At 43.0% G+C, this 25,319-nt stretch carries 20 protein-coding genes; 10 read left to right on the top strand and 10 right to left on the bottom strand.

What is annotated here, in order from left to right:
* Positions 1-7: 7 nt before the first annotated feature.
* Entirely contained in the window at positions 8-1,078 is a 1,071-nt protein-coding gene (locus DC487_RS11970; protein ID WP_116776209.1) for a dipeptide epimerase, read from the bottom strand.
* Positions 1,079-1,243: 165 nt separating this feature from the next.
* Here DC487_RS11970 and DC487_RS11975 point away from each other — a divergent pair, with 165 nt between their 5' ends.
* On the top strand, positions 1,244-2,275 hold the full coding sequence (locus DC487_RS11975; protein ID WP_394341839.1) for a N(4)-(beta-N-acetylglucosaminyl)-L-asparaginase: 1,032 nt from the start codon (positions 1,244-1,246) through the stop codon (positions 2,273-2,275).
* 68 nt (positions 2,276-2,343) lie between these two features.
* Complete coding sequence (gene msrA / locus DC487_RS11980) at positions 2,344-2,862, top strand: peptide-methionine (S)-S-oxide reductase MsrA (protein WP_116776210.1); 519 nt, start codon at positions 2,344-2,346, stop codon at positions 2,860-2,862.
* Positions 2,863-2,883: 21 nt separating this feature from the next.
* On the opposite strand, the gene DC487_RS11985 is transcribed toward msrA, so the two are convergent.
* The 3 genes from DC487_RS11985 to DC487_RS11995 form a co-directional block, all read right to left on the bottom strand.
* Positions 2,884-3,783 (bottom strand): class I SAM-dependent methyltransferase, encoded by a 900-nt coding sequence (locus DC487_RS11985; protein ID WP_394341840.1) that lies wholly within the window; start codon positions 3,781-3,783, stop codon positions 2,884-2,886.
* Positions 3,784-3,848: 65 nt separating this feature from the next.
* On the bottom strand, positions 3,849-4,943 hold the full coding sequence (locus tag DC487_RS11990) for a hypothetical protein (protein WP_116776212.1): 1,095 nt from the start codon (positions 4,941-4,943) through the stop codon (positions 3,849-3,851).
* A gap of 1 nt (position 4,944) precedes the next feature.
* Positions 4,945-5,760 carry an RNA polymerase sigma factor gene (locus tag DC487_RS11995; RefSeq protein ID WP_116776213.1) on the bottom strand — a complete coding sequence of 272 codons (816 nt, stop codon included), beginning with the start codon at positions 5,758-5,760 and terminating at the stop codon, positions 4,945-4,947.
* 465 nt (positions 5,761-6,225) lie between these two features.
* On the opposite strand from DC487_RS11995, the gene DC487_RS12000 reads away from it, so the two are divergent.
* On the top strand, positions 6,226-6,714 hold the full coding sequence (locus tag DC487_RS12000) for a helix-turn-helix domain-containing protein (protein ID WP_165799082.1): 489 nt from the start codon (positions 6,226-6,228) through the stop codon (positions 6,712-6,714).
* A gap of 22 nt (positions 6,715-6,736) precedes the next feature.
* On the opposite strand, the gene DC487_RS12005 is transcribed toward DC487_RS12000, so the two are convergent.
* Positions 6,737-7,489, bottom strand: coding sequence for an ABC transporter ATP-binding protein (locus DC487_RS12005; RefSeq protein WP_116776215.1), 753 nt, complete (start codon positions 7,487-7,489; stop codon positions 6,737-6,739).
* A gap of 8 nt (positions 7,490-7,497) precedes the next feature.
* Positions 7,498-8,232, bottom strand: coding sequence for an MlaE family ABC transporter permease (locus DC487_RS12010; RefSeq protein WP_116776216.1), 735 nt, complete (start codon positions 8,230-8,232; stop codon positions 7,498-7,500).
* A gap of 226 nt (positions 8,233-8,458) precedes the next feature.
* On the opposite strand from DC487_RS12010, the gene DC487_RS12015 reads away from it, so the two are divergent.
* The 4 genes from DC487_RS12015 (at position 8,459) to DC487_RS12030 (ending at position 12,916) form a co-directional block, all read left to right on the top strand.
* Entirely contained in the window at positions 8,459-9,358 is a 900-nt protein-coding gene (locus tag DC487_RS12015) for a LiaI-LiaF-like domain-containing protein (RefSeq protein WP_116776217.1), read from the top strand.
* Positions 9,359-9,386: 28 nt separating this feature from the next.
* Complete coding sequence (gene ispG / locus DC487_RS12020; protein ID WP_116776218.1) at positions 9,387-11,399, top strand: (E)-4-hydroxy-3-methylbut-2-enyl-diphosphate synthase; 2,013 nt, start codon at positions 9,387-9,389, stop codon at positions 11,397-11,399.
* 34 nt (positions 11,400-11,433) lie between these two features.
* Positions 11,434-11,766, top strand: a complete 333-nt coding sequence (locus DC487_RS12025; RefSeq protein ID WP_116776219.1) for a HopJ type III effector protein — start codon at positions 11,434-11,436, stop codon at positions 11,764-11,766.
* Between the two features lie 88 nt (positions 11,767-11,854).
* Positions 11,855-12,916 carry an AI-2E family transporter gene (locus tag DC487_RS12030; RefSeq protein WP_116776220.1) on the top strand — a complete coding sequence of 354 codons (1,062 nt, stop codon included), beginning with the start codon at positions 11,855-11,857 and terminating at the stop codon, positions 12,914-12,916.
* A gap of 12 nt (positions 12,917-12,928) precedes the next feature.
* Here DC487_RS12030 and DC487_RS12035 read toward each other — a convergent pair whose 3' ends face one another.
* The 4 genes from DC487_RS12035 to DC487_RS12050 all read right to left on the bottom strand — a co-directional run bounded on the left by DC487_RS12035 (position 12,929) and on the right by DC487_RS12050 (position 19,406).
* On the bottom strand, positions 12,929-14,680 hold the full coding sequence (locus DC487_RS12035) for a M14 family metallopeptidase (protein ID WP_116776370.1): 1,752 nt from the start codon (positions 14,678-14,680) through the stop codon (positions 12,929-12,931).
* A gap of 16 nt (positions 14,681-14,696) precedes the next feature.
* The gene (locus DC487_RS12040; RefSeq protein WP_116776221.1) at positions 14,697-16,337 is read right to left on the bottom strand and encodes a M14 family metallopeptidase; all 1,641 of its coding nucleotides are present in this window, start codon (positions 16,335-16,337) and stop codon (positions 14,697-14,699) included.
* Between the two features lie 146 nt (positions 16,338-16,483).
* On the bottom strand, positions 16,484-18,004 hold the full coding sequence (locus DC487_RS12045) for a M14 family zinc carboxypeptidase (protein ID WP_116776222.1): 1,521 nt from the start codon (positions 18,002-18,004) through the stop codon (positions 16,484-16,486).
* A 67-nt stretch (positions 18,005-18,071) separates the two neighbouring features.
* On the bottom strand, positions 18,072-19,406 hold the full coding sequence (locus DC487_RS12050) for a dihydroorotase (RefSeq protein ID WP_116776223.1): 1,335 nt from the start codon (positions 19,404-19,406) through the stop codon (positions 18,072-18,074).
* Positions 19,407-19,561: 155 nt separating this feature from the next.
* On the opposite strand from DC487_RS12050, the gene DC487_RS12055 reads away from it, so the two are divergent.
* The 3 genes from DC487_RS12055 (at position 19,562) to DC487_RS12065 (ending at position 25,310) form a co-directional block, all read left to right on the top strand.
* Positions 19,562-20,788, top strand: coding sequence for a hypothetical protein (locus DC487_RS12055; protein ID WP_133228549.1), 1,227 nt, complete (start codon positions 19,562-19,564; stop codon positions 20,786-20,788).
* Positions 20,789-22,187: 1,399 nt separating this feature from the next.
* Positions 22,188-24,227 carry a TonB-dependent receptor plug domain-containing protein gene (locus DC487_RS12060; protein WP_116776225.1) on the top strand — a complete coding sequence of 680 codons (2,040 nt, stop codon included), beginning with the start codon at positions 22,188-22,190 and terminating at the stop codon, positions 24,225-24,227.
* A 12-nt stretch (positions 24,228-24,239) separates the two neighbouring features.
* The gene (locus tag DC487_RS12065) at positions 24,240-25,310 is read left to right on the top strand and encodes an HmuY family protein (RefSeq protein WP_116776226.1); all 1,071 of its coding nucleotides are present in this window, start codon (positions 24,240-24,242) and stop codon (positions 25,308-25,310) included.
* Positions 25,311-25,319 lie beyond the last annotated feature (9 nt).

Genomic DNA, 25,319 nt, shown 5'->3' on the forward strand with positions numbered 1-25,319 from the left:
AATCGCCTTAATCAGACTTTTTAATAACGCCAATACCGGGACGATCGGGCAAAATACATAGCCCATCTTCTACACGCATGCCTTCAAACAAATCATTATCAATCAACAATGCGCCATCCAAATCTGCCCAATCTGCCAATGGCGCTAATTGTGCCGCCGCAGAGATCGCGCACGACGTTTCTGTCATGCAGCCCAACATCACTTTCATGTCTAAGGCACGCGCCAACTCTGCCATTTGCTTTGCTTCGCGCATACCCGCGCACTTCATCAATTTGATATTGATACCGCTATACATATCTTTCAGCGCAACAATATCCGCTAAACGCTGACAGGCTTCATCTGCTATCGTAGGAATAGGCGATCTTTCGGTCAGCCAAGCATTATCTTCAGGTCGATCTTTGGGCATGGGTTGCTCGAGAAAAACTACATTTCTTTCGGCTAGCCAACCGGCCATATCCACCGCCAAATGCTTGTCTTTCCAACCTTGATTCACATCGGCACACAATGGTACATCTGTCACGGATCGGATGGTTTCGATAATCATTTTGTCGGTTTCCAGACCCAGCTTCACTTTCAGCATTCGGTATTCACTGGCTTCCGATACTTTTTGCCGAATCATCGCTTCGGTATCTATCCCAATGGTAAAGGAAGTCGCTGGAATTATCTGCGGATCTAATCCCCAGATTTTGTAAAAAGGCTGTTGCATGATCTTACCCAGCAAATCATGTAAGGCGATATCTAGCGCGGCTTTGGCGGCGGTATTGTTAGCGGCAATCGTATCTACATAGGCTAATATATCAGCCGTTTCGAATGGAGAAGAGAACCGAGATAGATCTACTTGTTGTAGAAAAGCAAAAACACTTTCCTGTGATTCGCCCAAGTATGGCGGCATAGATGCTTCACCATATCCAATAATACCGTCAAACTCTAATTCCAATAATACCACTGGTGTGGTATTTCGAGTAAATGATGCGACCGTGAATACATGATGCATCTGTAACGTGTAAGGTTTATACCGAAGTTGGAATTTACCTTGTTGATGCGTTGTCCAATTGGTTGGAGCCGAAGCGTTGTGCATGACCGTGCTGAATGTTTTCCTTTTTTGCTGTCAAATATTTACTTTTAAGCCCTGCTATATTCAATCGCTAAAAGACTTTAATAAGCGTGCGGTTATAATACGACAAACCACGACTTGCCGTAAGCTAAAATACGAATAAATCGGCATAGAAAAAGAACAACATTCATGAATAAAAAGATAGATTCTCGACGCATTTTCCTTAAAAAAGCAATGATAGGCGCCATATCGGCCAGCGCACTTCCAACTTCGTTGGCCATGGCAAATACCGCACAAAAAGGGGCTAAAAAACCAATCGTCATCTCGACTTGGGATTTTGGTGTTGCAGCAAATCAGGCTGCATGGAAAATCTTGCAAACGGGCGGATCAGCATTGGACGCCGTGGAAGCGGGTGTACAAGTTGCTGAATCGGATCTTTCAAATCCTACGGTGGGCAAAGGTGGCTATCCGGATCGCGATGGCCATGTGACGCTGGATGCTTGCATCATGGATGCGGAAGGGAATTGTGGATCTGTCGCGGCATTAGAACATATTGCGCACCCCATTTCTGTAGCGCGTAAAGTGATGGAAGATACGCCGCATGTGATGCTGGTAGGCGAAGGTGCCTTGCAATTTGCTTTAGAAAAAGGATTTGAGAAAGAAGATTTATTAATCCCGTCGTCGAAAGAAGCTTGGCAAGAATGGTTGAAAGAACGCCAGTATAAGCCCATCATGAATATTGAGAACAAATCCTTCAATACAGAACGTTTGCCCGGCAATCAGTATAATCACGACACGATTGGCATGCTCGCTTTGGATGCATCCGGAAATCTTTCTGGTGCGTGCACGACCAGTGGCATGGCTTTTAAAATGCGTGGTCGTGTAGGCGATAGCCCAATCATTGGCGCTGGTCTGTATGTAGATAATGAGATCGGCGCGGCAACTTCAACCGGTGTTGGTGAAGAGGTGATTCGTACTGTTGGCAGCTTTCTCGTGGTAGAGTTGATGCGGCAAGGTTATTCGCCGGAGGCGGCCTGTAAAGAAGCCGTGGAGCGGATCGTGAAAAAGAAACCCGAAATCGCCAAAGAAATTCAGGTTGGATTTTTGGCACTCAACAAAAAAGGTGAATATGGATCATATGCTTTGCAATCAGGTTTTTCGTTTGCCGTATGTCATAATGAGCAGCAGGATATTCTCGAAAAAGGCAAACATATTTTTTAGTACGTATCTTTGTATAGTGATTTGACCTATGCAAATCACGCATTTTTTTCATTTAAAATCATACGATTATGTTAGCGACATTCGGAGGAGGTTGTTTCTGGTGTACAGAGGTTATATTTCAACAACTTGATGGCATTGTATCCGTGTTGCCTGGTTATATGGGTGGACAACGTGAAAATCCAACTTATGAGCAAGTTTGCAGTGGAGCAACAGGCCATGTGGAGGTGATTCAGATTGAATTTGACGAAACGAAACTTTCCTTTATCGATCTATTGGGCATCTTTTTCAGAACACACAACCCAACGACGTTAAATCGTCAGGGAGCTGATGTGGGCACACAATATCGCTCAGTGGTATTTTATCATAGCGAAGAACAGCATTTGCAGGCCGTACAATTTATCGAAGGCTTGACGTCGCAAGGCGTTTTTGTTGATCCTATCGTAACTGCGGTAGAGCCAGCAGTGACCTTTTGGAAGGCTGAGGATTACCATGTAAACTATTTCAACCGCAATCCGGAAAACCAATATTGCCAAGCAGTAGTGGCGCCGAAGCTGAAGAAATTCTTAGAAAGTTACGGAAACGCTTAGGGCGATTCCGTAACTTTTATTTTATTTAAACTTTCTGAATTTTCCGAACACCCCCAGTGGTAATTTGACACCAGCGGTGGCTTGTAGGTATAATTCACCCACTTCTAAATTCTGCACCGCTGGGAATGAAGTGCGAATCAAATTCTCCACAATTACAGAAGAAAACCCGAGTGAATACGTATTAAGAATCAAGAAATGCTCTTCGGGATCAAGCAACTGAACCACATCACGCATCATATCCCGGATATTATCTTCTAGCTTCCACTTCTCCCCTTTTGGTCCGTGACCATAAGCTGGCGGATCTAGTATGATACCGTGATAGGTATTACCTCGTTTCAGCTCACGCTGCACGAACTTCAATGCATCTTCAACCATCCAGCGGATATCCTGCAATCCGGATAGCTCTTGATTTTCATTCGCCCAAGTTACGACCTGCTTGATAGAATCCACATGCGTCACCTCCGCTCCGGCAGCACGCGCAATCAAAGATGCGCCACCGGTGTAGGCAAACAGATTTAAGAATTTTGGTTTTGGATTTTTAATCGCTTTGACCGATTCGGATATGTAATCCCAGTTCACGGCTTGCTCCGGAAAAATCCCTACATGCTTGAAGGAAGTAAGCCCCAGGCGAAAGCGGATCTCTACCAAATCATTGCGGTATGCAATATGCCAGCGGTCGGCCAATTTAGGATTTTTCTTCAACCATTCACCACTGGTAGCCGATCTTCCTTTGAATTTGATATGATATCTTTTCTCCCATTCGGCATTGGACAAACTTTTTGGCCATACGGCCTGCGGCTCGGGGCGAATCAAAATCATGTCGCCGAATCGCTCTAGTTTTTCAAAATCTCCGCAATCGATCAATTCGTAGTCTTTCCAGTGTTTCGGTGTAAGCAGCTGTATATCTGTGGTTGTCGTCAAAATTATTGTATCTTTTATTGGGCAAAGATAACAATTTACATATCATCCAATGCGTACGAGCTAAGCTATTCCACAATGAGGTGTATGCCTGCTAGTTCTGCCTTGTAGCGAATCTTTTCTATCAATCCGTGATAACTCCAGTTTCGCAGCAGAAAAAGGTCATCTTTTGCAACGGCATTCTTAGGAGTTTGGTTCACAAGTATCAAAGTGCCTGCTTGGTGGCGAACACAAAAATCGATGAGCTGACGACTATAGAGATGCAACTTACTCTGTACATAGTTTTTTTCTTTCTGCCGGAATGTCTCTAAGCGCTGTAGCTTCTTCTTCTTGCCGTGTCCACCGTTGTTATAGCTGCAAGAGGCTTCAATTCGATGTCTAGCTGCTTGTATTGCTAATCGGCGATAAAGAAATTCTTCCTTATTTCCGATGCGACATGAATGGGGCCCTATTTTCACCACGATAGGATGCTCTAATGACAAAGATGCTTCAGCTACGACGCTTTGTTTTAAATCAATTTCGTCGATAGGTTTCTCAAAAGACAGAAATAAGAACAAGCCATATTTTTCCCGTTTAATCGCACATTGTACAATTTTTATTTCACCCGCCATTATCTGTTGAATCAACTTCTTCTTTCGCCCGCTATCTTTCCCCAAAAAAGTACGAAAGGGTATTCTAAACAATACAAATCTAAAATCCCAATCACCTATCATACCTAACCATTTCAACAAGCTTCCAGAAAACGGTATCGGCATATTTTTCTGGTAATTTCGAAGCGATTGCTCTCCTTTAGAATATGCTTGACGATCTGTAAAAAAAGCTTTTACAATTGATGTGTTCAAATTGGTAATGATATTTGAATGCACTTTGCCTTTAAAAAATTTAGACAATAACTGATACGTGGTGTTTCTGCGCGAGGTTGTAAGTATTCCTTCTGCATTATGCTTTGCGTCCAGCAATTTAACTTTTGTATCCTCCTTTAGGTAAAGAATTTCTTTTATATTTTCCTGCAGAAACTGATGCGTAATAGCAATATTAGAAGCTTTAAAGACTAAATCATGCCATTGATACAGGCGATGTTGATGTACCCGCCGTTTTTTGGGATCGGACTCATCTAGCAAAATTTGTATTTTGCTCGTTAATATAACTTTCTTTCGTGCCATTTTACCACTCCGTTAGACACTGATCTTGAGAATGCGACAGTTTAGTTTTGCGATAGGCGCGGACAAACAAACTTTGTGCAACAGCCACGTCTACCTCTAAAGCATTGGCGATCTCTGTAAAAGTTTGTTGTTGATTAAATCTTAGATCAAGCACAAGAGCTTCGTCGGAATCTAAATTTGTCACCTGCTGCTGCATAAGGTTTGCCTCCAATGCCTGTAGTTTTTCTGTGTTCTTAAAAACTGAGCGCATATGCGCGATTGCCTGCTCCGCTTTAAATCGAACTTCTTGCGAAGAGCGACCTCCAAGGTGATCTGCAATCCTCTCATAATTAAAGCTATACTCTAAACACAACCGAATGAGCGTTTGCTGATCCTGCCGGAGATTGGGCATAAGTGCGTTAATCTTTCGGATATAGATCCGATCTTCAGGATCCTGTTTCTGACTATATTGCTTATCATCCAAGTCTGCTATCCAGAAACAATTACTTTCAGCATGAAAAGTTTGAAGTGGCACGAAGTTACGCCTAAATTGCTCGGATGGATTTCCGTAGTATTCTTTCGTCGCTCGTTTAATCTCTTCAAACAAAAGTATCTCTACATTTTCTAAACTGCTTACATGTTTACGAAAAAGCCATAAACGAAAAAAAGCTTCTTGGACAAAAGTCCTGCTAATATCTATGTCTCCGATAGACAGTTGTGCTTTTTTAAAAAGATCACTATAGAAATAGTTGTAAAAGTAACCTAACGCTCGCTCCTCGCCATTATTTAGAAAGCGTACATATTGTTGCGACAAATCTATCGCTTGTTTTACACTCATAATACTATTATTAACTTATTTGATAGCGCACTTAGCGATACTTTTCATATTAAGGCTTTCAAAAAAAGTCAATCATTATTTAGTAGAATCCATATCATAAAATCTGCGGACGCTGTTGTGTGCAACATCAGCTATTAATGTCAGTACACTAATACACCCGAAATCGCTTAGTGAGAGATTAAAATCCTCACCCTATGGCATCACAAGACACCTCCACTTTTTTTATTAAGTGCATTTAAGTTAAATCACTACACTACCCAGAATATTTGTACGATATAAAAAGGAATTTTGCAAGTTCAAAAGTCAACTACGCATCCTCAAAACTCAAGTGGCCACATTTGTATTTCTTAAAAATTAATTATTATTCCTTATCTGAAATCAAATGTAAATAAAATATTTGATTAAGCAAATAATTATAGATTTTGTTTATTCCCATTTTGCGAGAATATTTATTCATTTTGCAACGTGACTGAAACTAATGAATTAATTTTAAAGAAACTTGGGGATCTACTCCGATCGCGACGCGAACATTTGTCCTATTCACAACGTGACGTAGCGAGTATGACTGGACTTACGATGACCACTATTGCAGCTATGGAAAGGGGGTCAGGCTCTACTATGCACAACTTTTTGTTAGTATGCAGAGCGTTAAATTTTCAACCGCGTAAGTTTTTTCCAGAAGACATGGACCTTACCCCTTTATACGATATTTCACCGCAATCCAAAAGCCGAATAGATCTACGCACAAAACTGGAAAGACTGGTCTCTGAATCAGATTTTTTCACAGTGCCGAGACGTGTATCCGAAGTATTGGAAGAACTGGATTATGACCGAAGCGTTAGTAACAAATTCTCGGTTTATTTGTCGGCATATTGCAGAGAAGGTGAGTTGGAATACGTCAAAACAGGAAATGTAAAACGCTACATCAAGGCTAAATCACCTACAAAAGAATAACAAAATTCTCAAATCCAATTTTTTATAAACTTTCTTTCGCAGACCGCATTAAAGGACTGGCAAACACAAAGTCATTTAGTTCCTGTATATCTGCTTGCAACATGTCTTGACTTGAACCTTCCCAAAATTTTTGTCCCTTATGCAAGAATAAGATATATTGCCCAATTCCCATGACCGAATTCATATCGTGCGTCACCACAACGGTAGTGGAATTGTACTCTTCGGTAAGCTCCTGAATAAGCTCATCAATCAAAATAGAAGTTGCTGGATCTAAACCTGAATTGGGCTCGTCACAAAACAGATACTTTGGATTCATGCTAATGGCACGCGCAATTCCGACCCTTTTCTTCATACCACCAGAAAGTTCGGAAGGAAATAGTTTGTTTCGACCAGCCAAGTTCACTCTTTCCAAACAAAAGTTGGCTCGATCTACCTTCTCAGCTTGGCTCATATTGGTAAACATATCTAAACTAAATACGATATTTTGCTCTACAGTCATGGAGTCAAACAAGGCCGAATTCTGAAATAGCATACCAATCTCTTTACGAATAGGCACACGATCCTCAAAGCTCAGTTTTGTAAATTCTTGCTTATCAAAGAAAACCTTTCCGCTTTCGGGAGCGTGCAAACCTACTATACATTTCAACAACGTACTTTTCCCAGATCCAGAACCGCCAATTATTAAACTCACCTTACCTGGTTCAAAAATGGCATCTATTCCCTTCAAAACATGATTATCGTCAAAGGATTTATTAATATTTTGAATTTCGATCATAGTAATAATTATAACATTAAGGCCGTAATCATATAATCACAGGCAAGAATGGCGATACAACCAATCACAACAGCACGCGTCCCTGCTTGTCCCACTTCCAAAGCTCCTCCTCGCACATGAAAACCTTTGTGTGCGGGGATTGACGTAATGATAAATCCGAAAACAACAGCCTTCACCATTGCAACAGAAACGGTAAACCCATTGAAAGACTCTCGAATTCCTAAGATATAATCATTCGGAGAAACAGCCCCTGAAAGCGCTCCACCAATCAAACCACCGACTAACGCACAAACAATGGCAATTATAACAAGCACGGGCACCATCAATACACCCGCCACGATCTTCGGCAAGATAAGATAACCTGCCGCATTTATCCCCATAATCTCTAACGCATCAATTTGTTCTGTCACCCGCATTGATCCGATCTGAGAGGATATCGCAGATCCCACTTTACCCATCAATACCAAAGCGGAAATAGTAGGCCCAAGCTCTAAAATATTAGAATCTCGATTAATTTGTCCAATAATTGAAGTAGGAATTAAATCAGAGGTCAATTGAAAGGCAATCTGCATTGTCATAACCGCTCCAATAAAACTTGAAATGATAAAGATTAGCCCGAGTGACCCAACACCTATCTCGTTCATTTCATGTAATATTTCTTTCCGGTAAATTTTCCATTTCTCCGGCCTGCGAAACACTTGTTGCAACAATAGGAGATATTCCCCGAAATAATAGAAAAACATATTCAGCTGTTTAAATGACGTGTTTGGACAATATATACTGTAAATAGCTAACTCTATTTGACAGAAAATGTTTCAACGATACTATTAATATACAAATTTGTTTATTATTTCTTTACCGACAAAACGCGGAGCTTTACCGAATATTTGAATAATATAGCCTAATATAGGGCTTATTACACTATTTTAGCTCGTAAGTTTGATCCTATTAGACCAAAACATCACAAAAATGAATAACAAAATTGCAACTGGAATCTGGCTCGTGTTTATCGGAGCAATCATATTGCTTCACAATATGGATATTATACATTTCAATTTCTATGCGATCATCAAATACTGGCCGCTGGCGATTGTGTCGGTTGGGATATCCCTTTTATTGCAAAATCGACCTCATGGCGTATTGATCAGTACCGTATGTAATATTTTGATCTGTTCTTTTTTAGTATATCAGGGCACTACAAATAGCGATCACAACTTTTCTAACGGCGAAGCTGGAATAGATTCACAAGCTCAAAGCCAGCGTGTCGCGCTAGATTATAGTACAGAGATAGAACAAGCAAAGTTGCATCTTAATGGCGGTGCTGCTAGTTTTAAATTGGTGAAACCTGAAGATTCCACTAAACTAATCGCGGCTTGGACGGATAGCCCAAGCGTTGGTCTTAGACTCGATGAATCTGGAACTAAGGAGAAAGAAATCGTCTTCGACGCGAAACACAACGATAGCCGATCTAAGAAAAACACGATAGAGTTTTATTTAAACCCGGCGCCCGTTTGGGATTTAGAATTGAATGTAGGTGCTGTCAATTTCAAAGCTGACTTTTCTATATATCGTTTTCAGACTTTGGCTATCAATGCTGGGGCAAGTAATATTGGGCTTACTTTTGGCGAACCTACATTAGAAAATACCAAAATAGAAATCAATACCGGAGCTTCCAATTTAAGCTTACGTGTACCAAAAGGTGCTGCTTATCGTGTGACTGGCAAAAACGTGATGTCATCAACACGATACGAAGGTGCAGAGAAGGTGAGTAAGGGCGTCTATGAAACCGAGAATTATCAATCCGCTTCATTGAAGTACGACATCGAACTGAATGGTGCTGCAAATTCATGTTCTATTAACACCTATTAGTTTTAAAAATAGCTAACTTTGGTGCCAGATGGAAGCACCAAATTCAACTCGATTGACTGGAGAATATTGTAACACCAAACTGGCGTATAGCCGGTTTCGGACGCGCGAGGTTTTTGTAGGCAACATACCGATGGGCGCGGATAATCCGATCCGTATACAGAGTATGACGACGATAGACACCATGGATACGATCGGATCGGTTGAGCAAACCATCAAAATGGTGGATGCAGGCTGTGAATACGTGCGTATTACGGCGCCAAGTATGAAGGAAGCCGAAAACCTACAAAATATCAAGAAAGAACTACGCGCCAGAGGTTATGAAGTTCCTTTGGTGGCAGATATACATTTTACGCCAAACGCAGCAGAAGTTGCTGCTCGCATAGTCGAAAAAGTACGGGTAAACCCCGGAAACTATGCCGACAAAAAGAAATTTGATCAAATTGACTTCACCGATGCGGCCTATCAAGCTGAGCTGGAGCGGATTTATAAGAAGTTTGCACCTTTGGTCGGGATTTGCAAAGAGTACGGCACGGCAATGCGTATTGGTACGAACCATGGTTCGCTTTCTGACCGCATCATGAGCCGCTATGGTGATACACCAGATGGTATGGTGGAGTCAGCCATGGAATTCATTCGCATCTGCGAAGATTTGAACTATTACAATTTGGTGATTTCGATGAAGTCTTCTAATCCACAAGTCATGGTACAAGCGTACCGTTTACTCGTGGAGAAAATGGTGGCCGAAAACATGAATTATCCGCTGCACCTTGGCGTTACCGAAGCGGGCGATGGTGAAGATGGTCGTGTAAAATCGGCAGTCGGTATTGGTACTTTGCTGGAAGATGGTTTGGGAGATACCGTTCGTGTTTCGCTAACGGAAGAACCAGAGAAGGAAGCGCCAGTTGCGCGAGCGCTAGTTAATCGGTACAGTAAAAGAGAAGCTCAGATCGCGAAAGAATCGCCTCGAGAGATTTTGCATTTGAAGGAAGAATCTCGTACAAAACCGTACGAAGCGGCCGAGGTAAATACTTTTGTGGGCGGCTCATTAGTGCCACGTGTCATCATGGATCTATCTCTACAAAACTTGAAAGATCCTTTCGTTCTAACCCAAGTCGGCTATCGCTACGATGCATTACTGGACAAGTTTCATATGGGTGATCAATCGGTGGATTTTGTATTTCTCGGAGATGCTTTGCCTTCGTTTGCTATGCCAGGCAATTTGAAACAGCTGTATAACTACCAAACTTGGCTTAACATTCAAGAACGAGCAAATATCCATCCCATATATACGCTTTCAGAATTTAATCACAGTACCCATAAAGACCCGGTACTGAATATGGTGTATATCAGCAATCGCGATCTGGCAACGGATAGCTTTGCTGAAATGGCGCTGGATGAGACGGTGGTTTTTATTCTGGAAACGGATTATACACACGGTATGGCCGACCAACGCCAGTTCTTTGCTAATATGCAGGAATTAGGCTTGTCGAATCCCGTCATCTTAAAACGCAGCTATGCTGCGGAGGATTTCAGCGGCCCGGTTGGAGATATTATGAACCCCGAAGAACCTATTTCTAAAATTCAGCTTTATGCTGCCACGGATTTTGGTGCGCTGCTTATTGACGGATTAGGATCGGGCATCTGGATCGATTCTCCAGCAACGCCAGTCGATAAATTAGCTTCGCTTTCGTTCGGCATTTTGCAAGCTACACGTTCTCGAATTTCCAAAACGGAGTACATCTCCTGCCCGAGCTGTGGTCGTACGTTATTCGATTTGCAAGATACTACGCAGATGATTCGCCAGCGAACCAATCATCTCAAAGGGCTCAAAATTGCCATAATGGGTTGTATCGTAAATGGCCCGGGAGAGATGGCTGATGCCGATTATGGCTACGTAGGTGCTGGCCCCGACAAAATCACACTTTATCGTGGCAAAGAAGTCATTAAACGAAATGTATCCTCGGCCAACGCATTGGACGAGTTAATCAATATCATCAAAGGAGACGGTCTCTGGATCGAAGAGAACGAGGTCGCATTATAACGACTACCTCCATTTTACTGCTCATATTTATTTCATGAAAAATACTTTATTACAAGACCTGAAAGACGGAAAGCTTATTTTTACGGATGTAATCGCTTATATTGAATCTGCATACAATCATATGCCAACAGCGTTTTGGAACGGAGAGATACACAATGAAGCGACGCAAAATCAGGGAAGTGCCAAGGTATTGCAATTTGCTTTAATCAAATCGCTAAGCGAGGAAGATACTTTACAACTTTTTGCAGAGCATTACAGTGCTGTATTGGATAATCCTAATGGAAATGACCATCAGAATATTCGGGCATTTATGTTACATGGTTGGGAAGGCGTACGATTCGAAGGCACCGCGCTTACCATCAAATAATCCGAAACTAATCTTATAATTAGTTGTTCTCATCTGTGACTGCTCGTGATAGAGCAGATTTCTACACGAAAAACAGAGCAATTTGCAGATGAGACAACAAACGAAGCTAGAGCGAGCGGTTCTAATCCTTGCTCTATTTGGATTGAGCATCGCGCTCTTATATTTCGGAAAACCTTTCTTAGTTCCATTTGCCTTGGGCGGTCTTTTAGCCATGCTATTGACCAAAGTATGCGAACGACTGGAACGATTTAAGATCCCACGTGGCGTGGCAGCTCTTTTGGCTTTATTCGGATTTGTTCTCCTCTTTGCTGGTGTACTGACTTTACTTGGCTGGCAATTAGCAGGCTTCTCCGAAAACATGGATGAACTGCAGCAAAGAGCGACTGAGGTAGCTGCCCAATTTCGCGCTTGGCTACAAAATAGCCTAGGTATAGATCAGCAACAGCAACAAAAAATTGTAGACAGTCCCTCCTCTTCTGCTGGAGGTGCAAGCAGTGTCTTGATGGATTTTGCCTCTGGCACGATGAGTATAGCAGTAGATACCATTTTGGTAATGGTGTATACCTTTCTATTCATCACTTTCCGACGACAGCTCAAAAATTTTGTATTGTTGCTTGTTCCTTTAGATCAGCGCGACAAAACCACCAAAGTATTGCATGAATCGGCTAGCGTGGCGCAACATTATCTAGGAGGCTTATCTAAGATGATTGTCGCGCTTTGGATTATGTATGGCCTAGGGTTTTCTCTGCTAGGTGTAGAAAACGCCATCTTTTTCGCAGTATTTTGCGGATTGATGGAGATCATTCCTTTTGTAGGAAACTTACTGGGCACCTCCTTCACCGTATTGGCGGTCGCAGTACAAGGTGGCGATAGCAAAATGATTCTCGGTGTTATTGGTGTATATCTGCTGGTGCAATTTATTCAAACCTACTTGTTAGAACCATTGGTCGTAGGCAATGAAGTGCGCATCAATCCGCTCTTTACGATTATTGGGCTCGTAGTCGGGGAATTAATCTGGGGAGTAGGCGGCATGGTACTTGCCATACCGCTATTGGGCATTTTATTGATCGTGTTTGATCATGTTCCCAGTCTGAAACCTTATGCGTATCTGATTGGGTCGTACAAAGACAAGAAAAAGAAGAAGAAATAAAGTGGAAAGCGGCTAAGTTGTCTTAGCTGCTTTCCCTCCTTTTTTACTGTTGACCGTTACGGTATATTTCCCATTTCCCTTCACAATCCAACGTACCGTCACGATGCCGTTACCCGGAATGTTTGGTATTTGAATATTCGCTGCATCTCGTTTCTGCTCTGTCGTTATTCCGAAATCTCGGTCATTGACAATCATACCGGCAACCACCGTTCCTCCACTTAAGGTAGCCACATCAGGTACTTCAATTTTATTGGCCACATCCAACGACGAATGTGTCGGAATAATCCGCTGATTTCTGATCACTGCAGTCACTTCGGATAAACCAGCGCCCAAATCCTTGACGGAAATTTCAGCTACCTCCAACTTAGGGGTATGATAAGCATGATAAATCACAAAAGAAGCATTGCGATGTGCATCACTTTCCATCAAAAATCCCGGATGCATGCGGCCGTAGTTCTTTTTAAATCCACCAATCTCGATCGCGCCATATTGCGGATGTTCGTAGGGAGTCCACTCGACAAAGCCATCGCCAAAGAGCAGAAATTGATCAAATATATATTGTTCATTTTGCGCACTCGCGTAATCATTTGGCTGTTGTCCGGTTTTTTGGAAATAATAGTTGGCCATCCACAGCTCATTGCTCATGGCAAATATCCCACGCGCACTGTGCATCCAGTCAAATTCGCCACCATACACCGAGTACAAATCTTTGTACGTGACGATGTAGCGATAACCCGGAATCAATAACTCTGCCTTTTTGCCCAAAGCATCGTACACAGCGATGTCCGCCGGTCTGAAATTTCCCTCGTCATCTTGCGCACCAGGGCCTCGCAAAATCATACCGCCATAGTTGTGAAAACTTTGTCCGGCAGCGATATTCGGATGCGCCATGATAAAGTCGGCCACAGCACGATTCTCCGGCAAAGAGAACGGATACTTGTACGCGCCACTTTGCACATAATTCGGCTGCCAATTCCAGCCCCAATCGCGATTCGGGTCATATCCACCCACACCATCTTCGTTGACCAAGCCATCACCGTCATTATCCAAACCTTCATAACCTAGCAATTCGTAAACGCCTTGCTGTCCTTCGGGTGCTGGGATCAGGCGACGTGGATCTGCCGGATCGGTGATGAAGCGACCATAATCACTTTTTCTACGCATCTGCGTAATATGCCCGTCGCCATTTAGATCATCAAAATCATCTTCGTCCACCAAGCCATCCCGATCATTATCCAGAGGTTTGCGTCCCGTACGCGAAGAGTGTTGCGTATTGGCTCCGTGGATAAAGTTATCACGAGAATCCGGACTAATGCTCGGCACAATATAGAATGTCTTATCAGCTAATAGTTGTTGGAAGAATGGATTTCCAGCGGCGTGCATCTCGGTCACGTACCAAGCAATGTACAGAGCAAACTCCACCGTTTGCACTTCATTGGCATGGATTCCACCATCAATATAAGTAGCCGGCTTGGTGGCAGATTCCCCTTTTTTCTTGTCAGAAATAGTCAGCAACCACAGATCGCGCCCTTCAACAGATTTGCCGATAGATTCCAAATTAACCAAATCAGGATGCGCAGAAACCATCTTACGATAGATTTCTAATAAGGCGGTATTGTCGTGGTAGCGATTCCAGCTGATGGATACCTTTGGATTGGCCGGCGAACCTGCCGCAGCTAATATATTTTCTGCTTTCTGAGCGAATGACTGAGTAGCACAAAGTACTGCCAAGCCTATTATGATAGTATATTTATATAAATTCATGATTTCTGCGGCTAAATTAGAGTGATACGTTGACTGTTTTTTTGCCACTGGAAGCATTGCCTGCTTCAATAGATAGCTTTCCACTTCCTTGGATCAACCAGCTCAATTCGGTAAATCCATGTCCTTCCAGTGCGCCGATCGTTTGTCGGTTCTTTCCACTCAGCACTTTCTGTCCGCTACCGGTCTTCACTTCAACCGCCACATGTTTCAGAAAATAACTGCGTTCGCCCACCTGCGTCAATGTTGGGAAAGCACCTTTATTTAGCACCTTCACTGAAACGCGCGTTAGTCCGCCATCCAATTTCTCCGTCTGCACGTCCACGATGTCAATCATGGGCGCCATATCCGTCAGCTTGATTACAAAGTCCGTATGCTTGGTGACCAAACTATCGACCATATTGTATGGCGGATTGTGTAGCACAAATGGATGAATACCGCCTACTTCTACCGTTTTGTTCGGGAAATCAGGATGAGAAACGGTTTTCCACGGTGTGTAATTGCCCGTTACTCCTTGCGCATCTGCCCACTTCAAATAAGAAGCTACTGGATCTTTTTCGGTATCAGGCACCCACCATCCTGGCGTAGAAAAGCTCAATCTCCCGTAATGATAATATGCCCAATCAGCAAAGTTGCCATTTCCGGCTTTTTGCTTTGGTGCATCTCCGAGTTGTACTATGCTATTATATAAGGCAGAAACAGCGCCATTAACTTGCGCATCGCGCTCCGACCAACTATTGATCATGCGACCGCCTGGCCGGCGACTGCCATAAGGTGCGGCCGATTCGCCTCCACGACCAGCTTGTTGTGGTGTCGATAAATTATTCTCCGGCCCAAAAGACACGACTGCATATACATTGAATGCATCGTACAGAAAATCATACAGAGCTCTATTTTCTAGCTCCGACACGGCATGATCTCCAGCTCCAGGTTGGAAGTTTTTATAATTGTACGTGTTATTTTTATTAAAAGCTATACCCTCTTCGCCATCTTCATTAAACTGCCCATCCTTATCATTGTCCAGTCCTTCGGAAAGCAACAAGTATTGACCGCGCTGATTTTTTGCCGGATCGGCTAAGACCATTGATCTTGGATCTTTTGGATTGGCCAAATAAGTTCCACTCGGATCAACCACGCGCATCCAAGTTATCTTACCGTCGCCATCTAAATCGTCGTACCCGTCTTCTCCTTTTTGGCCATCGCGATCATAATCCAATGGGCGTGCATTGCCCGTACGTTCGTATTGCAATTTGGCAAAATATTGCTCCGTAGCATCCGGACTCATATTTGGAAATACGTAAAACGTTTGCTGATTTAACAAAGTACGAATGCTGTCTTGCGAAGCGCTAGCTAACAATTTCTCCACAAATCCAACCGCCAATTCTACACCCAACAAATGATCTCCAGAAACGCCACCAACCACAGCGACAGCAGGTTTTTGCTCCAAGTTTCCCGTACCGATGGAGAGCATCCAAATGTCTGATCCGCCCAAGGTCTTGGTCATGGAAGTCACTTTTACTAGTTGAGGATAGCGCGATGCTAATGCTTTCACACGCTGTGCCAGCTGCTGTTTGTTGCTGTAATCTGTCGGCGATTGTGCCTGAGCAGTCATACCGCATAAGCACAGGATGCCCAGATAAAGGAAGATAATACGATTCATTAATAATGGTTTTCTAGTATATAGCCAAATGCTGAATTCGCGAAAAGCGTAAGCAGCTCACATTCATCCAAAAACGAGTAATTCCCGAGATTAGAAATAGTCAGGTTGACCAACCTAAGATATAAAATAAATCGCTTAGTGAGTAATTAGAGCACGCGATTTTTGAAGGTTTCTTTTAGGGGTTGACTTAAGTCGATGAGATAACCATTGAGCACCGCATAACGTAGCGCTCCACTTTCATCCGCTAGATAAAAATTGGCTGTTCCGCCCAAGTCAATTCGTGAAGTGGTGTAAAAGGCAGGTTGACTAAATACATGTATGGGTAGATTATGAAATTGTTCGGCGCTGCCCACCACTGCGGGATTTAACCGAATAGCCATAAAACCTTGTTTTAGCAAAGCAAATGCTTGCGATTTGGAAAGTTCCTTCACCGAAGAAATCATCTTATCCGATACTTTACCTTGCACAAAATGCAATGAGGAAGCATCCACTTGATCGTATCCGAATGATTCTTGGAGATCACCCAAATCTTCTACCCAACCGCGTACAAAGTAATCGCGACCGACGGTATTCTCTGCTCGGCGGATCGCAATATCCGTACGGAGTGGAATAGAATCAGACCCAATTTCTAGGTTGTGGATAAAGACATCGTGCAATAAAGAAGAGCCGTTGAATGGAATATCTTCGTATTGCGCGATTTCATATTGCTCATAACTACCTTCTGCGATCTGCATCAATGCATTGAGGATAATAATAAAATTGAGCTTACGAATTTGCTGCTTCTCTACATCGCCTTTTAGTCCACCCGATTCGATGAGTACGGTGGATGCGCCCCATTTTTGAAAATTATCTCCAAAGCCTCGCGGCGAATGCGTATCGTCGTATTTTGCCACGGCATCAGGCACATACTGTTGCACCATTTGCTGAATTCCCGCAATCAACTTCATCGCATTGCCGCGCGTTTCGTTGATATCGCGTTCCGGATTGTATGCTGGCGCTAATAGGGAGATGGTGACCGGATTTTGGGTTTCGGGCACGTGGTAATAAATAGACTGATCATGTAGATTGAAACCAAAAGAAGGTTTTACAGCATCAGCACGTGCTGCCAAAAGCTTTCCTTCCACCGTCTGCTGCGCACGTGCATCTCGGTTCAGATCCACACTTTGTGCATTCCGACGATTGTAGATTTCTGCTCCATCCGGATTCAGCATCGGAATGAAATGAATCTGCAATTTGTCCTTTAACAAATTGCGCAGGGAATCTCCATCGTGTTCTTTACCTTCCAGAAAATTGAAAATATCCAGCAAGGCCATCGTAGCGGTTGGTTCGTCACCATGCATCTGCGACCACAGCATCACTTTGATATCGCCATCGCCGTAGGTCAATTCAGAAATAGATCGGCCTGCGGCCGACGCACCGATTCGTTCTACTTGCAAAATGCCTTTCTGCGCGTGCTGCTGCACCAGCGAATCCACATCCTGATGTTTGAATCGGCGGTGCTGGATCGCCGGTTCGCGATAGGTTGCAAACAGCGAATCCCATTCGGAAGTCGTAAGTGTCATGGCCGATGAATAGTCTTTTTTAAACGATGTGACGGTCTTATCTACTTGCTGGCAACTTACTGTCAGCAGCCCAAGCAGGCAGATATACAAAATAACTTTACCCATGGTTTTTCTGATTATAATGTGTTAACACGTGCACGCCGTCCGATCTTGCTTATTATTTCTCGTTTTGTTAACGATCAAAAAGCATACGATGCCCCGATCCTACTTCTTGTATTTTTCCATTCGTATAGGCCACATTTCCCGATACGATCGTATGCTCGATATTCGCGCTAAAAGTGTGTCCTTCAAATGGAGACCATTTACATTTCGACAAAATATTTTCTTTTGTTACGGTGTACGGTTTGTTCAGATCCACTAATACCAAATCTGCCCAATATCCCTCGCGGATAAATCCGCGTTGCTCGATCTGAAAACACCTTGCCGTATTATGCGCTGTTTTTTGCACCAATTGCTCCAATGTCAATCGCCCTTCTTTGACCTTATCCAACAAAGCCTGCAGGGCATGCTGTACCAATGGCCCGCCTGAGGGCGCTTGTAAATAAGGCTGTGATTTCTCTTCAAAAGTATGTGGCGCATGATCTGTAGCGATCACATCAATCCGTCCATCCAATACGGCTCGCCAAATTTCATCGCGATCTGCTGCTGTTTTCACCGCCGGATTCCACTTGATGAAATTTCCTTTTGTGGCATAATCCGCATCCGAAAACCATAAATGATGCACGCAGGCTTCGGCAGTGATTCGTTTCTGCTCTAACGGAATATCCTTACTAAAAAGATGAGTCTCTTTTCCGGTCGAAATATGCAAGATATGCAATCTGGTATCGTACTTTAGCGCTAATTCGACTGCTTTAGAAGAAGATAAATAACACGCTTCTTCCGAACGAATGGCTGGGTGCATATCAATAGTAACATTTTCGCCGTACTTTTCTTTGTAAACGGCCATGTTCGTACGAATCGTCGTTTCGTCTTCGCAATGTGTTGCCACAAGCGTCGGTGCATTCTGGAAAACATTGGCCAATGCCGTCTCGTTGTCCACCAACATATTCCCAGTAGAAGACCCCATAAATACCTTAATACCACACACATCGCGCGGATTGGTTTTTAGCACTTCTTCTAAGTTATCATTGCCTGCCCCCATAAAGAAGGAGTAATTGGCCAATGAGCTATCCTGTCCAATATCATATTTATCTTGCAGCAACTTTTGTGTCAAGGCATTGGGCACCGTGTTTGGCATCTCCATAAAAGATGTGGTACCGCCTGCTACTGCTGCACGACTTTCGGTAGCGATATCTGCCTTGTAGGTAAGTCCCGGTTCGCGAAAATGAACCTGATCATCGATCAGTCCTGGCAAGAGGTGCAATCCTTCTGCATTGATTTCTTGCGCAGCGGCTTTATCAATTGTCGGCGCGATCTGCTCGATGCGGCCATCCTTTATAAATATATCTAACACCTTGATTTCGCCTTCGTTGACGACTTGTGCATTCTTAATTAATATTGTAGACATGTTGTAAAAATAACATTTAATCCCCAAAATTGCAGCGAACTACCTGCGTCTCCATCATAAAACGCCTCCATTTAAAACAGCTCAGTACTTATTTTGTTGTAAATGGAATACATACAATGAATTACGCCACTTTTGGCCTTAATCAATGTGATACCATGAAAAACTTTTATTTAATGGTGCTGATGACTGGATTTTGTTACTCGGCTCTAAGTCAGGAACCGGATAGTACCTTGTTGCAAAATAGCAACCAGAATATGCAAAGCGAGGATGCCCAGACTATTGCGCTTCTCACAAAGCAGGTAGAAAGCATGACGCGTGAGCTGAAGAACAATACCGAAAACATCAATATGTTGATGGCGAGTAAGGATCTGGATGCTCAAAATCGGTATATGATTGTACGCCAAAATCTAGAAAATGCGACAAACGCTTACCGCCTATTACATACCAAGATCCAAGTCATGAAAAATTACCCATCCGGCCGTTCGTTTGAACCATTGGTCAAGGAATTGGGGAATCCTGAAAGCGACAAGCTGGGATTTCGGTTTGATCAAAAAGTGGTGTCTTTGGTAGAAGATAATGTGAAGCCTAAAAAGAAAAATATGGCTTCAAAAATTTATGATGGTGTGACCTCGATTGCTAAGAATCCTATTGTGAGTGCTATTCCGGTGGTATCGCCTGCGGCACAATTGACGAGTAGCGTAATGGGATTCTTGCGCAGCACCAGTATCATGACCGATGATGTAGATCAAGCCACCATTGCTAAGATGGAGAACGAGTTGAACGGTTACATTCGCTTTTATAACTTATTAGCCGAAGCCAATACCGAGTTTGATTACAATCTCAATATACAACGGCAAGAGTTGGGCTTACTACAACGCAACTTGTATGATCAAGTCCGCTATTTTGCAGAAAAGGTGGGCTTAGAACCCGAAGCTAGAGGGGATAAAGAAAGTGTTGATGAATACCTAAACAAACTCTTTCTACGCTTAGATCAGAATTATATGGTGAACTTGTTTTCGCAGTTTGAGCAGAAAAATCGTTCCGGAAATCGTGTAAACTATGATCAGATGTTGATCACTGATGAAGGTAATGACCTAAAGGATGCCAATAATCGCTTAGAAGAATTTGTGGGCTTGATCAATCAGTTGGAATTCCAATATAGCAAGCATAATCGCTACACCGAACAGTATACCGAAAAGATAAAAGCCGCCTTGGACGAAGCCAACACAACTGGTGTAACAAATGCGGATACCGGTTCTAAAATCAAAACGGAGGTGGATGCTGCGCAGACCACAACGGACAATGAGTTCCGAAACGCAATCAATCTAGATGAATTGAGCAAAGCAAAAAAATCAATCCGCTATACGGCGAGGATTATTTAAGAAAAATTTCGTCATTGCGCGGAGGTAAGACGAAATTAAGTCTTCATCGCGAGATTACAATGATCCTCGTCATTGCGCGGAGGTACGACAAAGCAATCTTTTTCAGGTTGATAGAGTTCAGAAAATTAATGGCGTTCTCTAGTTGAATGATGAATTCCTGAATAATCGCAGACCTTGGTTGACAGATTGCCACAGCCTCGTGCCTCGGCTTCGCAAGGACGAATTTACCTCGTCGTCGCTAGGCACGCGCTAGGTCGGCGGTAAAATCCATTATTCATGAAATAACACTCCGTTAAAGCACCATCCTTCCAACTCATAAAATGCCGCCTTAGCGGATTGGCAATAGCAGTGGGATGCACTAACGTTGTGCCAATACGCTCAGCGGCGAGTTTTGGATACTTTTGCGGTCAAAAGTATCATGCCTGTCCGGCATTAGAGGACAAAGTAAGTATATAGTTAATAGAGTTCAGAAAGTTAATAGAGTTCATAAGAGGTTATATCCAATTGGAGTAATACAAACTACTTCTGGATTGCCACAACCTCGTGCCTCGGCTTCGCAAGGACGAATTTACCTCGTCGTCGCTAGGCACGCGCTAAGTCGGCGATAAAATCCATTATTCATGAAATAACACTCCGTTAAAGCACCATCCTTCCAACTCATAAAATGCCGCCTTAGCGGATTGGCAATAGCAGTGGGATGCACTAACGTTGTGCCAATACGCTCAGCGGCGAGTTTTGGATACTTTTGCGGTCAAAAGTATCATGCCTGTCCGGCATTAGAGGACAAAGTAAGTATATAGTTAATAGAGTTCAGAAAGTTAATAGAGTTCATAAGAGGTTATATCCAATTGGAGTAATACAAACTACTTCTGGATTGCCACAACCTCGTGCCTCGGCTTCGCAAGGACGAATTTACCTCGTCGTCGCTAGGCACGCGCTAAGTCGGCGATAAAATCCATTATTCATGAAATAACACTCCGTTAAAGCACCATCCTTCCAACTCATAAAATGCCGCCTTAGCGGATTGGCAATAGCAGTGGGATGCACTAACGTTGTGCCAATACGGTCAGCGGCGAGTTTTGGATACTTTTGCGGTCAAAAGTATCATGCCTGTCCGGCATTAGAGGACAAATAAGCACACATTAATTAGAAATTATTTTTCATTAAAATTAATAAAACAGATCATCCACAGATCTGAACAGGCCGCTATGCGTAATTTAGCGTCCTGTAGCGAATAATTCGATTCAATAGCAAGACACCTTCATATCATAAAAAGCACTAAATTCCATTATCAGCTGTCTTATCTGTACAACTGATAAACAAAAAGCATTCGAATTTTGTCATTTATTTGTAATTAATCTAAATAAAAACTAGATTTACGGCACGAAAATAATTATCGATGCGCAATATATTTTATTTAACATCAATTATCATAACAACCACCTGTTATTCAGTTTCTGCACAGGATAGCATCCGGAATCAAATTGAAGAGGTGGTCGTCACCGGACAATTGGAAGCGACATCGCTAAAAAATTCAGTTTATAAAGTGCGGACTATTTCGCAGGATCAGATTGTCCGCCGTGGTACGGTCGATATTAAGACGCTACTAAATACCGAACTAGGAATCCGATTCAGCAATGATATGATGCTGGGCGAGTCCGATATCGAATTGATGGGAATGAGTGGTCAAAACGTAAAAATCTTACTTGATGGCGTACCGCTATTTGATCGGGGTGCCGAGCGCCAAAGCCTCACGCAAATCGATGTGAATATGATCGAGAAGATCGAAATTATTGAAGGTCCTGTTTCGGTGACCTACGGCACAAGTGCCTTGGCCGGCGTGATCAACATCATCACCAAAAATAATCTGGGTGGTCATCGCTGGCGAATTACTGCGCGATTACTCGAAGAAACGGTTGGTGAGGAATATAATCCATTGAATGGCGAAGGCGTGCACAATGCTTATGTCGGTATCTCGCATAATCTTAACAAATGGAATTTTGATGTGAATGCCAGCCGTAACACTTTTGGCGGATGGCAGGGATCAGCAACTCTACCGCAGCTGCAATGGCAACCCAAAGATCAGTGGCTAGCATCTGGCAAAGTTGGATACAAAGGTGCCAAACATCAGACTTGGTATCGATTCGATTACACGAATGAAGACATTTATACACCAGGAGGTTTCAACCTGAACAATACCGTGGTCAACACCAACTTCATCTCCAATCGCTACAACAATATGATCCAGAGTAACTGGAAATTTTCGGACCGGCTTACCGCTAATGGGTCATTCTCCTTGCAAAACTATGATCGTAGTACAGTCACGAAGCGTACCAATCTACAGACAAACGAAACAGAAACATTGACCGGAGCTGGACAAGCTGATGTAGCCAAATTCAGTACCGTTTTCTTCCGCGGAACAATGCAATATAGATTCTCCCCAAAAATTCATACGCAACTGGGTTTAGAATACGACGCTGAATCTGGTCGTGGCGATCGTCTATTGGAAAACGCGACCGTAGCGCAGTATGCAGCTTTCCTGTCGGCCGAAATACGACCGACCCCACAATTAAACATTCGTCCGGGAGTTCGTTTTATTGGGAATAATGTATTTGAAACATTGCCTGTAATTCCTTCCATCAACCTTAAATACGCGCTGGATGAGCAATTCGATATCCGAGCTGCTTATGCGATGGGATATCGATCTCCCGCCCTACGTGAATTATTCTTCAGCTTTTTTGATGCCAACCACTCGATCATTGGCAATGAAAACCTAAGACCAGAAAATTCCAATAGCTTTAATTCCTACTTATCGTACCACCGTAGTTTTAGCGAAGTCACCAACCTCAACTCCTCATTGGGAGGTTTCTACAATACGTTTAGAAATATGATCGCTCTTGGCTCTCCAGTCGATGATCCAACACTCTTCACGTATGTCAACATCGAAAATTTCAAAACTACCGGTCTGGTGTGGGAAGGCACTCTAGTACATAAAGGTCTGCAGGCAGGGCTGGGTTTCTCCTACATTGGTCGATACAATCTATCTCGAGAATCCGACTCTTCGCTTTCCGAGTTTTTATGGAGTCCAGAGGTAAATAGTAATCTCTCGTATCATTATGCGCCTTGGGGCTTGAATGCTAGCCTATTTTTTAAATTTTATGGCCGTAGGCCAAGATTTGAAACGACGCGGGAAGTGAATAGTGAACCGATAACACGACAAGTATTTGTGAATAGTTTCACGATGAGCGACTTTACGGTAAACAAAAGAATAACTAATCAATTCAACGTCACGGGCGGTATTCGTAATCTTTTCGGCGTTCAAGACGTACGCAATTCGGGCACCGTTGGTGAAGGTGTACATGATGGCGTCAGCCCTACTGTGCCCATGGCCTATGGTCGTTCTTACTTTTTGGCTTTACAATTTAATATGACAAAATAAACAGCACTAATCATGAAAACTACACTATTCAAAACCAGCCTTTTGTGTGGGCTGATATTTGCCTCTGCATCTTGCAAGCGCGATGAAACCATTACTCCCGAAATTCCACCTTCCGACGGGACAGAGATGACCTTACAAGGTGGCGAAGGCGCAAGCAACGCAGTCAATGCGGTTTATGTAGACTTAAGCGCGGAGAAGCAAACATCTATCGCTCGCAACTCCTGGCATTTGGGCTTTTATACGGGTTCCGAATTTCGTGTCATCGTCAATAATCAAACTGACGCCACAGCCTTGGCTACCGAATTTACGGACATCAATGCTGTAAACCCTTCAAACGTAGATTTCAGTGCTATGGTTTTTAATCAAACAGCGCCATCACCCGCACTATTTGACCTACTAGACGACAGCCTTGGCCGTATAAACCAAACCGCTATTGCCGAAATTAGCGCGACGGCTTCTGAAAACCGTGTGTATATCGTTAATCCTGTACTTGCAACAACCGTCGCTGCTGAAAACCTATGGAAAATCCGTGTACTACGCAACGGAAGCAATGGCTATACGCTGCAATATGCGCGATTGGCAGATACCAATTTCCAGACAGCTAATATCACGAAAGACGCGACCTATAATTTTCAATTTTTCTCCTTTACTGGTGGAGCAGTACAAGTGGAGCCTCAAAAAGCTGACTGGGATTTTGTATGGAGCAAATCCATGTATATCCACTTTTTTCAGGGTAGATATGTTCCTTACTCTTTTTCTGATATCATTTTAATTAATCATCTGGCAAGTGTACAAGCCGCGGAAGTCATCTTTGAGAACGGTGATTTTAATGTTACTTATGCCGATTTCAGTGAAACACATTTGAATCAAATTACATTAACCAACAATCGAAATACTATTGGATCGACTTGGAGAGGTATTTTAAGCGCACCTTTTGGCGCACTGCAAGATCGTTATTACATCCTTAAAGACAACGACAACAATATTTTTAAAATCAGGTTTCTATCGATGGGAGCTGGTACTACTGACGGTGGCAATCGCGGATACCCACAATTAGAATATAAATTACTAAAAGAAGGATAAATGAAATAA

Origin of the sequence: Sphingobacterium corticibacter (genome assembly GCF_003076635.1) — a bacterium.
GTDB classification, from domain to species: Bacteria; Bacteroidota; Bacteroidia; order Sphingobacteriales; family Sphingobacteriaceae; genus Sphingobacterium; species Sphingobacterium corticibacter.